Genomic DNA, 12971 nt, shown 5'->3' with positions numbered 1-12971 from the left:
AAATATAATAATCTGTTACAAATGTTGGGTTTCAGAGATAAGAATGTATTAAATTGTGACTAAAGTAGAGCTTTAGCCTAGAAGTAAAAGTCGAAGAAAACGATTGTCTTGATCTGTGGTTAATTGAAAGCGACCCTGAATTCCAGAATGAGTGAGAAATGGTCTAAATCGGYTGGTAGGTAATTGAATTTTTAAGCCACATTCAGTGACAACCAATACTTTATTAGCGGCCCCACTGTAGTGCGCCTGGTAGGCTTGGTATGAAATATTAAGCGGAAAAAAGTAAATTTTATTCATAGTCATTTTGATTTAAAAAAAGTAGCAACGACAACATCGTTGCTACTTTGCGTAGATGTTAAATAGATAACGCTTTGTTTACTTTTTCAAACAAATCGTTGGCTAAATTCTCAAGTTGAGCCAATTTTTCAAGCTCAGCCCTCATCAATTGTTGACGATTTGTATCATATTGACGGTATTTTAACAAAGGATCAATAATTCGTGAGGCAATCTGTGGATTCGATTCATTTAACTGCGTGAGAATCTCACCGATAAACTGGTAACCCTCTCCAGATTTCTGATGGAAGTACACAGGATTTGCATTGAAGAATGAACCAACCAGACTTCTGATTCGATTAGGATTCTTAAAGTCAAACGCCGGGTGAGAGTCCATTAACGATTTAATGTTACTTAGTGCATCTTCTGAAGGGTTAGTTCCTTGAAGAATGAACCACTTATCCATAACCAAACCATCATGTGACCATTTCTCACTGAAGTCAGCCATGACACGTGAACGGCATGCTAATTGAGCACTGTTCGCCGCTGTCATTGCAGCCATAGTATCAGTCATGTTGTTGGCATTGTCGTACTGCTCTGATACTAATGTATTGCCATTTTCACTAAACGCTAAGAACGATAAGCAGACATTTCGCAGTGAACGTTTAGCGATAGAGGCATGCTCGACATCATAAGCATCTTGCTTAAGACTGCCATACGTGGCATTCAGCTCATCTGAAAGTTCCAGAGCAAATGTTTTCTTGATTGAAGACAATACTGAGTGAATCGCGTCCACATCAATTTCGCTATACCAACCAGCGACTTCATTTTCATTAGGCAGTGACAACATTTCAGCAATAAACGCAGGATCGAGATCGTTATCAAGAAGCGCACCACGGAAAGCATCAACCACATTCTCAGGCAGTGCAAATGCTCTGTCTTGTTGAAGATTGGCTACATTCTGTTTGATGTGTTTCGCCAGCAGAATCTGGCCTGCATTCCATCGAGCAAACTCATTGGTAGAATGCACCATTAAGAAGGCCAGTTCATCATCGGAGTAATCAAACTCAAGATTAACAGGGGCAGAAAACTCTCTAAGTAGTGAAACGGTCGGTTTTTCCGAAACGTCATCAAATGTGAAAGTTTGTTCAAATTCCGTCACATTGAGAACGTTATTCACCGCTGTTCCGTTACGCTGTAGCGAAATAGCATCACCTTGAGCATTATATAATTCAATGTCTAAAGGGATGTGAAGCGCTGCTTTTTCAGCTTGTTCCGCACTTGGAGCAGTATGTTGAACGACAGTTAAGTGATATTGTTGTTTATCATTATCATACGCTTCTGTTACACGTAGTGTCGGGGTACCAGATTGTGCATACCATAATCTAAACTGAGTAAGATTTACGCCAGAAGCATCTTCCATCGCTTTAACAAAGTCTTCGCAGGTGGCCGCTGTTCCATCATGTCTCTCAACATAGAGTTTCATCCCTTTTTGGAACGACGTTTCTCCTAGTAAAGTGTGAATCATGCGAATCACTTCACTGCCCTTTTCATACACCGTTAAAGTGTAGAAGTTATTCATCTCAATCACTTTGTCAGGACGAATTGGATGGGACATTGGTCCGCGATCTTCAGCGAATTGAGGCCCTCTTACTACTCTCACATTACCAATACGGTTTACAGAACGAGAACCAAGATCAGAGGAGAACTCTTGATCGCGGAAAACAGTCAATCCCTCTTTAAGACTTAGCTGGAACCAGTCACGACAAGTGATTCGGTTACCGGTCCAGTTATGGAAATATTCATGACCAATCACCGCTTCAATACCTAAGTAGTCGGTATCGGTGGCAGTTTCTGAGTTTGCTAATACATACTTAGAGTTAAAGATGTTTAACCCTTTATTCTCCATCGCGCCCATGTTGAAGAAATCAACCGCGACGATCATGTAGATATCAAGATCATATTCAAAACCGAAACGCTCTTCATCCCATTTCATTGAGTTGATTAACGATTTCATTGCATGTTCAGTACGGTTTAAATTACCTTTATCAACATAGATTTCTAAGGTGATATCTCGGCCAGTGCACGTGGTGAAGCTATCACTAAGAAGATCAAAACTGCCTGCAACCAAAGCAAATAGGTAACACGGTTTTGGGAATGGGTCTTGCCATAACACCCAATGGCGGCCATTGTCTAAATCGCCTTTATCTAAGCGATTACCGTTACTAAGTAGTGATGGGTAAAGTGCTTTATCCGCTATCACTTTAGTTGTGAACTTCGCTAATACATCTGGACGGTCAAGGTAATAGGTGATACGACGGAAACCTTCCGCTTCACACTGAGTACAGAACCCATCACCTGATTTATATAAACCTTCTAAAGCCGTATTCTCTTGAGGATTGGTTTTAGTCACAATGGTAAGTTCAAACGCATCTGGAAGCGCGTGAATCTCAAGCGTCCCTTTAGCGACTGTGTAATCTGTCCATGTTTTACCATCCACTTCGATGCTTACTAGGGTAAGATCGTCGCCATCTAGAACCAATGTATCTGATGTTTTTAATTTTTTAACTTTGCTTACTGCTGTCACGGTCGTATCTGTTTCATGCAGATCAAATGTCAAATCAATATCAGTGATTGTAAATTCAGGCGAACAGTAATCTTCTCTATATTTTGCTTGAGGTTGTGCAGTCATACGGATTCCTTTTTTCCTTTAACTTTCAGCAGTAGCATAAAATACTGGAAATATCACAATGCAGTCATTGTTGATATGGCTTTTAAAAATAATGTCGCGATAAACTATCTGTATTAAATTGTAAAGATTCGCCTTTATACTAATTCAATGGAAAATATTTGCATTAGAAATTTTAATCTATTTATTGGATTTTGCGACACAGATATAAAAAAACGAAGCCAATGGCTTCGTTTTAAATCAGTACCCATTAGCTAAATTAATTATTAGCAATATCTAAGGTAATCGCAACCGCTTCATTCAGATATGCATCAGGACTTTCGTAATCTTTTGGAATATCGTCAACGGATTTATACAGCTCTTTCCCGTCGTGTTTTTTCCTCAGATTAACGCGCTCTAGCCTATCCGCTTCTACTTTATCGCTCTCTAACTCCCGCACAGCTTCATTTAATGAAACGGTGTTGTCATCTTTATGCGCTTTGTAGTATTTGATATCTTCGCGGATAAAATCAAACTCAAGTTCACTCTCTATCCGTTTTTCATGGGAAAGAGTGAGCTTAGCAACTAATGGCGTCACGTCATTCAAGCGCTGGTAACTTGCTCGATTGATACTGTCCCATGGCAGTGCATTATCTTCCACACTTTCACCGGTTTCCGCAGGGTCAACCGCAGAAGGAAAACTAATGTCAGGAACAACACCACGGTTCTGGGTACTACCACCATTAATTCGATAGAACTTCTGAATAGTATATTGCAAATGACCTAACGGGGTATCAAACAGATCATACACTTCACTTAATGAACGATGTTGTTGAACCGTACCCTTGCCAAATGACTGCTCTCCAAGTACTACAGCACGGCCATAATCTTGCAGTGCAGCGGCAAATATTTCAGAGGCAGAAGCACTGTATCGATTAATTAACACGGTTAGTGGGCCGTCATAACTCACTTTACCATCACTGTCAGAGTTCACTTTGACACGACCATAACTGTCGCGAACTTGCACGACAGGGCCACTCGTAATAAACAGACCCGTTAACGCCGTCGCTTCGGTTAATGCACCGCCACCATTGTTACGTAAATCAACAATAATGCCGGATACACCCTGCTCTTTAAGTGACGCGATCTGTTTTTTGGTGTCTTTTGATAAGCCGACATAAAAGCTTGGTACTTCAAGCACCCCCACTTTTTGACCATCTTGTACAATCACTTCTGACTTAACGGCCCTATCTTCTAGGCGAATCTTGTCTCGGACAATTGTTACGTTGTGACTTTTTGCAGCTTTACCTTCCGGTAATATCTCCAATGTCACTTTGGTCCCTTTAGGCCCTTTGATTAGTTGTACAACGTCGTCAAGGCGCCAACCAATGATATCAACAATCTGTTCACCATCTTGGCCAACACCAATGATTCGATCACCATCCGTCAGCTGTTTACTGCTAGAAGCAGGTCCACCCGCCACTAAAGATCGGATCACTGTATAGTCATCTTGAACCTGAAGTACAGCACCGATGCCTTCCAAAGAGAGATTCATCTCCGCTTGAAATTGCTCGGCATTTCGTGGTGAAAGGTAACTGGTGTGAGGATCCACTTCGCGTGAGAAAGCATTAAGATAAAGCTGGAAAACATCTTCATTATGACTTTGAGTCAAACGTTTAATGGCATTGTTATAACGCTTAGTCAGCATCTCTTTAATTTCAGGCCACTCTTTGCCTGTTAATTTAAGGTTTAATGCATCGTATTTAACGCGTTTACGCCAAAGATCGTTAATCTCTTCATCACTCTTTGCCCAAGGCTTTTCAGAGCGATCAAGTTCAATGCTTTCATCTTTAGTGAAATCAAATTCAGAATCTAAGAGAGAGAGTGCATAGCTATAGCGTTCAAAACGTCTCTGTAATGTGACGTTATACATATCAAACGCAGCATCTGCAGATCCGGATTTTAACTGATCATCTATTGATGTTGACCACTTAGAAAACGCATCAATATCTGATTGGGTAAGAACATTTCGATTGTAATCGAGCATCTCTATATATCGGTTATAAATTCCGACAGAGAACTCATCATTTAATGAGAAATGTTTGTAATGGGAGCGTGTTAACTTTTTAGTTAATCTTTTACTTGAAATTGCATGCTGTTTCTCAGCGGCAAGAACAGGTAAATCACTTTGAGAATATTTTGCTTCAATCGCCTGCGCTGAAGCTGCTAGCAAAAAGCCAGCAGCTAATAACGAGACTCTAAATCGACAATTCATACGTCGGAAGATCTCCTCTATGAACGAAGGTGCTCCGCTTTAACAACCATTTGAAGGCCATTTAATAAACGAACTCGCACATCATCCTTATTGATTTCAACTATGGTAGCCGGCATATTGCTCGTGCCCATATTTACGCTTACTTCATTACCTACGACAACTTCATCGGCATTGAGTTCACGTTTAGGCTCTACTGGCTTAGTTACTGGGTCCGCTTTAGGTTTTGCTTTACGGGTCGGTGGATTTGACTTGCGCGATTTATCCGCTTTAGCTTTTGCTTCTTCTCTTGCATTTTTCGCCTGCTCTTTACGACGAGCTTGCACTTTAGCTTTGCTTTCTTCTAACGTTTTTTGAGCATGATCTACATGTTCTTGCTCTAATTCACCACAAGGGTTGCCGTCTAAATCAACACGCGTTGCTCCAGGTTTTACACCGTGAAGGTAGCGCCATGACGACGTATATTGACGTAAAGCAGCACGAAGTTGAGTTTTACTTACTTTCTCATCTTCGGCTAAGCGTTCAGAAAGCTCTTGAAAAATACCAATTTTAAGAGGTTTTGCTTCCCCTTCTAAAATAAAGCATTTCGGGAATAGTTCCGCAATATAGGCGATAACTTCTTTGCTGTTCGCTAACTTTTCAGTGTTGTCCATGTAGTATCCTGAATCATTACGGCTAATGTCGTAATTGGTGTAATTTCAAATATGATATGGCGCTATTATAGTTAGATGAAAATGAAAAACCACTCTCTATTTCTAATTAAAACTGTTTTTGTAACTCTTTTATCAAGTTTTCTAGTCCAATTTGGTCTTCAGCGTCAAATCGTTGGTTTTTTGGACTGTCAATGTCCAGCACACCAACGACTTTTCCACCGACATAGAATGGAACCACAATTTCAGAGTTACTTTGACTGTCACAAGCAATATGCCCCTCAAACTGATGCACATCATCCACTCTAATGGTCGTTTCATTTTGGACTGCCGTACCACAAACTCCAGCACCAACTGGAATCCTAGTACAAGCTGGATTGCCATGGAATGGCCCTAACACAAGCTCGCTCTCTTTAAGCAAATAGAAGCCGACCCAATTAATCTGTTCAAGCTCCATATTTAATAGCGAACTGATATTTGCCAAGTTAGCAATCAAATCGCTTTCGCTTTCGACTAAAGCAATCGCTTGCTGAGTGACTCGTTGATAAAACTTACTCTTATCCAATCTCTTTTCCTGTTGTTATTTATCGGGTCAATAATTTTACCCTCTAACGATATCTTATTATGACTGAAGAAAGAAACATTATGATTTTTTTAAACAAAATCACTTTGAATAACTACTGACCTATACTATTTTTTTCTTCATTAAGGCATAATCCTTATGTGATTACTCTGATAAATGATAGCGAGCGATGACCCATAACCTGAATACTGACTTAGACATCAACTAATGATAGCCAAACTATCACGATCGAACATGTCCAGTTTAGCTCCTAGCCAACGTTGTCATGGTTGTGATTTGACCGTAGAACAAGCGGAAGTGAATAGTGGCTATGTGGCAACTTGCCCCAGGTGCAAAACAACCCTGCACCGTGGAAAGTCTGTTAGTCTTAATGGTAATCTTGCCATTGCTGTCGCCGCCCTGCTTCTGTTTATTCCCTCTCATTTTTTCCCATTAATGACCATTGACCTTTTTGGTGTGATGATCCCAGCAACCCTTCCATCCGGAACCATCACCTTGATGACCGACGGATTTCCTCTGCTTGGTTTGTTAATTCTTTTTTGCAGTTCAATCGCCCCACTACTGGTTTGTGGTTCTGTACTAACGGCGCATTGGGCAACCAAATACAATAAATTTAGCCTGTTTAAAGCTTCGATGTACTGCATTGAGCATTTTAGAGGCTGGGTAATGATTGACGTTTTCCTTGTTGGATTAGCGATTTCAGCCATTAAAATGTTAGATGTGGCCGATATCTATATTGGTGTCGGCTTAAGTGGTCTTATCCTTTTGCAGTTGGTGACATCTCTATTACTAACACGCCTTCATACTCGACAATATTGGGACCGTTGGCAGACCAAGGTTCCCGATGCAAATATGCTGAACGAGATTCACTGTCTGCACTGCCACCTATCTCAAGCACATAACAGTCACTGTGTTCGTTGCCATACCAAACTTGAGCAGCGTAAAAGACACTCGATTCAGAAAACATGGGCCTGTTTAATTGCCGCAACCATCTGTATGTTCCCCGCGAATTTCTTTGCAATTTCCATTTTCTTCAATAATGGTAAACGGGTTGAGGACACTATTTTTTCAGGTGTTGTCTCTTTAATTAGAGATGATATGAGTGGTATCGCGGCCATCATATTTATTGCCAGTATTATTGTTCCAATGACAAAGATACTGGGTTTAGGTTACATCCTTCTTTGTATTCAGTTCAAACGCAGTATTTATCATAAACAACGTATGTTTATCTTCTCTGCAGTGAAATGGATTGGTAAATGGTCAGTCATGGACCTTTTTGTTATTTCAATCATGATGACTTTAATTGATAGAGGTCAGATTCTTGACTTTACACCTGGCTCTGGCGCTATTGCATTTGCACTGGTTGTGGTGTTAACGATGTTAGCCACTGAGAGTTTGGATTCGCGTTTAATTTGGGAAAACTATGAGCAATCAGAAACTGCACAATAATACCCCTGCTACCCCGAATATCAGGAAAGCCAGAGGGATTTCACCATTGTGGCTTTTACCCTTGGTGGCGCTTATTTTAGCGTGTTGGTTGGTATTCAACGCCTTAAATGGTGTCGGCGACCGGGTTCAAATTGAGTTTAGTAATGCGCAAGGACTCATTGAAGGTAGAACGACCATACGTTATCAAGGGCTTGAAGTGGGTATTGTAAAAAATATCACCTTGGCAAAAGATCTTAAAAGTATTTTCGTTGATGTGGACATCTATCCAGAAGCCTCTCAACTTCTCAAAAGCAGCACCAGTTTCTGGTTGGTTAAACCTCAAGCCTCTTTCAGCGGTATTTCGGGGTTAGACGCTCTGGTCTCGGGTAACTATATTGCCATTCAACCCGGTACTGGAGTGAAGCGGACAGAGTTTACCGCTTTAGATAGCCCCCCATCCGAGCGCCCAAGCACCAGCGGATTGGCGGTTATCTTAAATTCTGACGATTTAAGTTCAGTCTCAGTAGGTACTCAGATCTTTTACAAGAAAATACCTATTGGTGAAGTGTACAAATTTCAACTAGACAATGAGTCCGATTCGGTAAAAATCCATGCGCTAATCAGTGATAAATACGCCCACCTGATCACCACCAACAGTCGCTTTTGGAATGTCAGCGGTATGGCGGCAAACCTTGGTTTCAATGGGTTAGACATTCAATTTGAAGGTATTCCTGCACTGCTCAGTGGTGGGATCGCGGTGGACTCCCCAGACGATGGGCAGTTGGTTGAAAACAAACAGGAATTTAAGCTCTATTCAGACATCAAAACCGCCGGCCGCGGTATATCGATTAAAATTGCCCTTCCTGATCACAGTGAAGTCAGTCCAAATGGCTCACCAATTATGTACAGAGGGCTTGAGATTGGTCAGATTAATAACCTGCATTTAAGCGAAGACCGCACAGAAATAATTGCTGATGCCACGATACAACCCAGCTTCAGCGATTTTTTAAATACCGGTGCTCGCTTTGTGCTTGAAGAGGCGAAAGTTGCCCTCTCCGGTATTGAGAACATTGGCAACTTGGTACGTGGCAACTATTTAACCATCGTACCAAGTGAAGGTGAAAAGACGCGTCGCTTTACCGCGATACGTAAACATGAATTGGTGAAAGAGAAACCGGATTCCATTCAATTCTCGTTGACTGCCGATTCGTCTTACGGTTTAAGCGCGGATACAGACGTATTATATAAAGGCATTGCGGTTGGCACCATTACCGATGTTCAGTTGCTTAACGAAAAAGTCATTTTTGATATTATCATTCACGCTGAGTACAAAAACTTAATCAAAAGCCGAAACCGTTTCTACGTCACTGGCAGTGCCACGGCTGAATTTACCGATGACGGCGTCAGCGTTTCAATCCCACCGGCGAGCCAGTTGCTTTCTGGCTCCATCAGTTTCAGCAGCCGTGGATCGCTAAAACCGCTAAAACAATACACACTCTTTAAGAGCAGTGCATTAGCTGAACTTGCCGATTTTAATGCATCAGGCAGCACCACCATTAACCTTGTTGCCAAAGAGATGCCACCGGTAAGTAAAGGCAGCCCTATTTTGTATCGCAATTTACAGGTTGGTAAAGTGGCGAGCTACACCCTTGGCAAAGAGGGCATGGTTGTAAAAGCGGTGATTGAGAACCGTTATGCCCACTTGATTACTAAAGATTCTGTTTTTTGGAATCACTCTGGAGTGAGCATTGAAGCGGGACTTGATGGTGTGAGTATTCAAGCCGCCCCACTGCTTAATTTAGTAAAAGGCGGGATCTCGTTCGATAAAGTTGAAGGGGTTGAAAACAAAGTAGGCTCAAAATGGAAGCTTTACTCATCACTGAAAGACGCTCAACAGTTCGGTGCATTAATTAGCTTACGTTCTGATGAGAGTATCTCTGTCTCCCAAGGGACGAAGATCAAATACAAAGGTGTCGTGATCGGGGAAGTGACCAAACTTAATCCCAACTTCAGCACAGGCATCATTGAATACCAGAGTAGAATCTACCCAGCATTTGCTAACGATATCGTGAAAGCCAACAGTCACTTTTGGGTTGTTGAGCCAACGATATCGCTAATGGAAACTAAAGATCTGGACGCACTGCTGGTTAACTACATTCGCGTTGAACCCGGAAATGGTGACAGGGTAACTTCGTTCGCATTAAACCAAGAACCAGTAGCAGTAAATAGCACGGCCTTCACCCTAGAGAGTGTGAAACGTGACTCTGTCAATGTCGGTACCCCTATTCTCTATCGAGATATCCAAGTGGGTCGTGTGACTAACATTGAATTAGGCAGTCTGTCTGATCGTGTATTAATCGACATCAATATTGAAGATAAGTTTGCCTATCTTATTCGTGAAAATACCCTATTCTGGAATGCATCTGGCCTTGATGTTGCTATCGGTCTTACCGGAGCAACCATCCATACCGGTACGGTAGATAGCATAGTAAGAGGCGGGATTGCTTTCTCTACTCCGGAAGAGGTTGCGCTTCAGTCTATGGCAAAAGCGGGGAAAAACTTCCTACTACACCCTAAAGCTCTGCCTGAGTGGAAGGCGTGGCAAACCGCCATCCCTAATCCGCAACGAAATTAATAAAGCGACCAAAATAAATAACCAATAAAAAATGCAGCCTAATCGTTGCATTTTTTTTATTATTTAACATGGATTAGGTTACACTCTCTGCCATTAAGAACTTCAGAGACTACTCGCGTGAGCAAAACCATCTCCCTACCCGAACCATTTGTAAAACATATCGCTGGCATTCTTCCCAGTCACCTAAATATTGATGACTTCATTGCCGCATGTTCTCGCCCTCTGCGCCGTAGTATTCGAGTGAATACGTTGAAAATTTCCGTCTCTGATTTTACACAACGCGTTGAAGCAAAAGGCTGGCAATTAACTCCAGTGCCTTGGTGTGATACGGGATTTTGGTTACAACGCCCCGAACAAGAACTTACGCCATTAGGTAATACCTCTGAACACCTTGCTGGGCTATTCTACATTCAAGAAGCGAGCTCAATGATGCCCGTGACTGCCCTAATGACCAACAACCAACAGCGTGGTCTCGTTCTGGATGTTGCCTCTGCGCCTGGTTCAAAAACCACGCAGCTCAGTGCAGAGATGTCTAACCAAGGTCTATTAGTCGCCAATGAATACTCTGCAAGTCGTATTAAAGTGCTGAGTGCCAACATTAAACGTTGTGGTGTACGCAATGTGGCACTGACTCACTTCGATGGACGCGTTTTTGGCGGCTGGTTACCTGAAACCTTTGATTCGATTCTGCTGGATGCGCCTTGTTCAGGTGAAGGTACGATACGTAAAGACCCCGATGCGATGAAAAACTGGAGCTTAGGCGCGATTGAAGCGATCGGTTCCACCCAAAGAGAGTTAATCGAAAGTGCTTTTCATGCGTTAAAGCCAGGTGGCAGCCTCGTCTACTCTACCTGCACCTTAAGCCATCAAGAGAATCAAGATATCTGCCATCACTTAAAAGAGACCTTTGGTGATGCCGTCGAGTTTGAGCCACTGCATGATCTCTTTGAAGGGGCCGAAAAAGCTTGTACGGAAGAGGGTTTTTTACACATCTTTCCACAAATTTTTGATTGCGAAGGCTTCTTTGTCGCCAAAATCAAAAAACTAAGCAGTGTCGATAAGTTATCGGTGAAGAAAAAAATGGGTAAATTCCCGTTCACCAAAGCAACAGACAAAGAGTTTCAGCAAGTCAGTGATGCTCTTACCCTCTCTCTTCAACTTGAGATACCCGATAAACATAACATCTGGCTACGTGATAGCGAAGTGTGGCTATTCCCTGAAGCGATTGAACCGCTACTCAAAGAGATCCGCTTTCAACGTATCGGCCTAAAACTCGCAGAGCAGCATAAAAAAGGCTTTAAATGGCAACATGAAGCGATCATCGCCTTAGCCGATTCAGCGCAATGCAACTCGGTCGAGATAAACAGCGAGATGGCTAAAGAGTGGTATATGTGCCGCGACATCAGACCGGATGTGGTAGGCAAAGGAGAGGTGATTGTCAGCTATAACGGGGACATTATCGGTTTAGGGAAGTGGGTCGGCAACCGAATTAAAAATGGCTACCCAAGAGAGCTGGTGAAAGACAGTAACTTATTTGAGCAATAAACGAGCAAAGTCACACAATCTCTCTAGGATTGGCAGCATGTCTCACTTTTGAACTAGACATTCAACCCGGCTCAACTAGGATAAAAACGTACAGACATTTTGATGCTCTCGATCAACAGAGCTTCCCCTTAGCCCGAGACAACCCCTTTGTCGCGGGCTTTTTTATTAAGGGGATTTGAAATTGACAATCACCATCGCTTGCTGTTCATCCGCAGGTTTTACGACAAACCCTAATGGAAACCCTAATGGGACCCTAATGGGACAGACACCTCAAGCATGTTGATTTGAACCCCATTCGAGCCACCATGGCGGACTCGCTTGATACCTCTGATTTCACCTCAGTGAAAGAGAGACTGACCGCTCTCAAGGCCAATCAACTGACTCCACCTTGCTTGCACCCATTTATTGGAAATCCAACTAACGAGATGATTAAAGGCATTCCCTTTCGGCTCGATGATTACCTTGAGTTAGTTGATTGGAGTGGCAAACAGATAAGACCCAACAAGCGCGGTGCAATTGATGCCTCTGCCCCACCCGTTTTACAACAATTAAACCTTGAACAAAAAGAGTGGCTAAAGCTCTGTACGACACTAGAGCAAAACCGAGCTAGTATCGTGGGAGAGGTAAGATCATACTCCCACGCCATTCATAAATTCAAACCCTAATGGGACAGACACTGAAGGATCCCCACAAAATTAAATCCTAAGCTCTTGAGCCACTTTAATTTTTTGGTAGAACATTTTTACTGTTATTCGCCAAGATAACATTGTTATCTTGATTTTTATGTTTTTGAAAACCCGTTTTCCCAAGGTGAAGTAACTTAGTACCTTTCTATTCTTGATTGTGTTTGCTTGAAATCGCCTATGAATTCCAAGGGCTTCAGACAGTATTCCAAGCAAAATTAAACAAGTATGAGC

Annotated in this window: 9 protein-coding genes and 1 pseudogene; 4 read left to right on the top strand and 6 right to left on the bottom strand. The window is 42.2% G+C overall.

Going from position 1 to position 12971, the window contains the following annotated elements; translation table 11 throughout:
- Positions 1-72: 72 nt before the first annotated feature.
- The 5 genes from L4C32_RS18555 to L4C32_RS18535 form a co-directional block, all read right to left on the bottom strand.
- Complete coding sequence (locus L4C32_RS18555; RefSeq protein ID WP_428198384.1) at positions 73-297, bottom strand: DUF2835 domain-containing protein; 225 nt, start codon at positions 295-297, stop codon at positions 73-75.
- Positions 298-355: 58 nt separating this feature from the next.
- On the bottom strand, positions 356-2965 hold the full coding sequence (pepN, locus tag L4C32_RS18550) for an aminopeptidase N (protein WP_428198383.1): 2610 nt from the start codon (positions 2963-2965) through the stop codon (positions 356-358).
- A gap of 256 nt (positions 2966-3221) precedes the next feature.
- The gene (gene prc, locus L4C32_RS18545) at positions 3222-5216 is read right to left on the bottom strand and encodes a carboxy terminal-processing peptidase (protein WP_428198382.1); all 1995 of its coding nucleotides are present in this window, start codon (positions 5214-5216) and stop codon (positions 3222-3224) included.
- A gap of 17 nt (positions 5217-5233) precedes the next feature.
- Complete coding sequence (proQ, locus tag L4C32_RS18540; protein WP_428198381.1) at positions 5234-5866, bottom strand: RNA chaperone ProQ; 633 nt, start codon at positions 5864-5866, stop codon at positions 5234-5236.
- 106 nt (positions 5867-5972) lie between these two features.
- Positions 5973-6428 carry a GAF domain-containing protein gene (locus tag L4C32_RS18535; protein ID WP_428198380.1) on the bottom strand — a complete coding sequence of 152 codons (456 nt, stop codon included), beginning with the start codon at positions 6426-6428 and terminating at the stop codon, positions 5973-5975.
- 225 nt (positions 6429-6653) lie between these two features.
- Here L4C32_RS18535 and L4C32_RS18530 point away from each other — a divergent pair, with 225 nt between their 5' ends.
- The 4 genes from L4C32_RS18530 (at position 6654) to L4C32_RS18515 (ending at position 12719) form a co-directional block, all read left to right on the top strand.
- The gene (locus L4C32_RS18530; RefSeq protein WP_428198379.1) at positions 6654-7895 is read left to right on the top strand and encodes a PqiA/YebS family transporter subunit; all 1242 of its coding nucleotides are present in this window, start codon (positions 6654-6656) and stop codon (positions 7893-7895) included.
- A complete protein-coding gene (locus tag L4C32_RS18525) occupies positions 7870-10509 on the top strand; it encodes an MlaD family protein (RefSeq protein ID WP_428198378.1) in 2640 nt (879 codons plus the stop codon). The genes L4C32_RS18530 and L4C32_RS18525 overlap by 26 nt, the downstream gene beginning before the upstream one ends.
- Positions 10510-10626: 117 nt before the next feature.
- A complete protein-coding gene (gene rsmF / locus L4C32_RS18520) occupies positions 10627-12054 on the top strand; it encodes a 16S rRNA (cytosine(1407)-C(5))-methyltransferase RsmF (protein ID WP_428198377.1) in 1428 nt (475 codons plus the stop codon).
- Between the two features lie 284 nt (positions 12055-12338).
- Positions 12339-12719, top strand: a complete 381-nt coding sequence (locus L4C32_RS18515; RefSeq protein ID WP_428198376.1) for a hypothetical protein — start codon at positions 12339-12341, stop codon at positions 12717-12719.
- Positions 12720-12749: 30 nt separating this feature from the next.
- On the opposite strand, the pseudogene L4C32_RS18510 reads toward L4C32_RS18515, so the two are convergent.
- Positions 12750-12971 (bottom strand): annotated as a pseudogene (locus L4C32_RS18510) (hypothetical protein); the annotation flags it as partial.

Source organism: Aliivibrio kagoshimensis, assembly GCF_050337105.1.
GTDB classification, from domain to species: domain Bacteria; phylum Pseudomonadota; class Gammaproteobacteria; order Enterobacterales; family Vibrionaceae; genus Aliivibrio_A; species Aliivibrio_A kagoshimensis.
The sequence above is the reverse complement of the archived record's forward strand: the minus strand, read 5'-3'. Positions and strand labels throughout refer to the sequence as shown.

Excerpts from the sequence above, each read along its gene's own strand:
- proQ (WP_428198381.1), bottom strand. The coding sequence starts at position 5,866 with ATGGACAACACTGAAAAGTTAGCGAACAGCAAAGAAGTTATCGCCTAT.
- prc (WP_428198382.1), bottom strand. The coding sequence starts at position 5,216 with ATGAATTGTCGATTTAGAGTCTCGTTATTAGCTGCTGGCTTTTTGCTA.
- L4C32_RS18530 (WP_428198379.1), top strand. The coding sequence starts at position 6,654 with ATGATAGCCAAACTATCACGATCGAACATGTCCAGTTTAGCTCCTAGC.
- L4C32_RS18525 (WP_428198378.1), top strand. The coding sequence starts at position 7,870 with ATGAGCAATCAGAAACTGCACAATAATACCCCTGCTACCCCGAATATC.
- pepN (WP_428198383.1), bottom strand. The coding sequence starts at position 2,965 with ATGACTGCACAACCTCAAGCAAAATATAGAGAAGATTACTGTTCGCCT.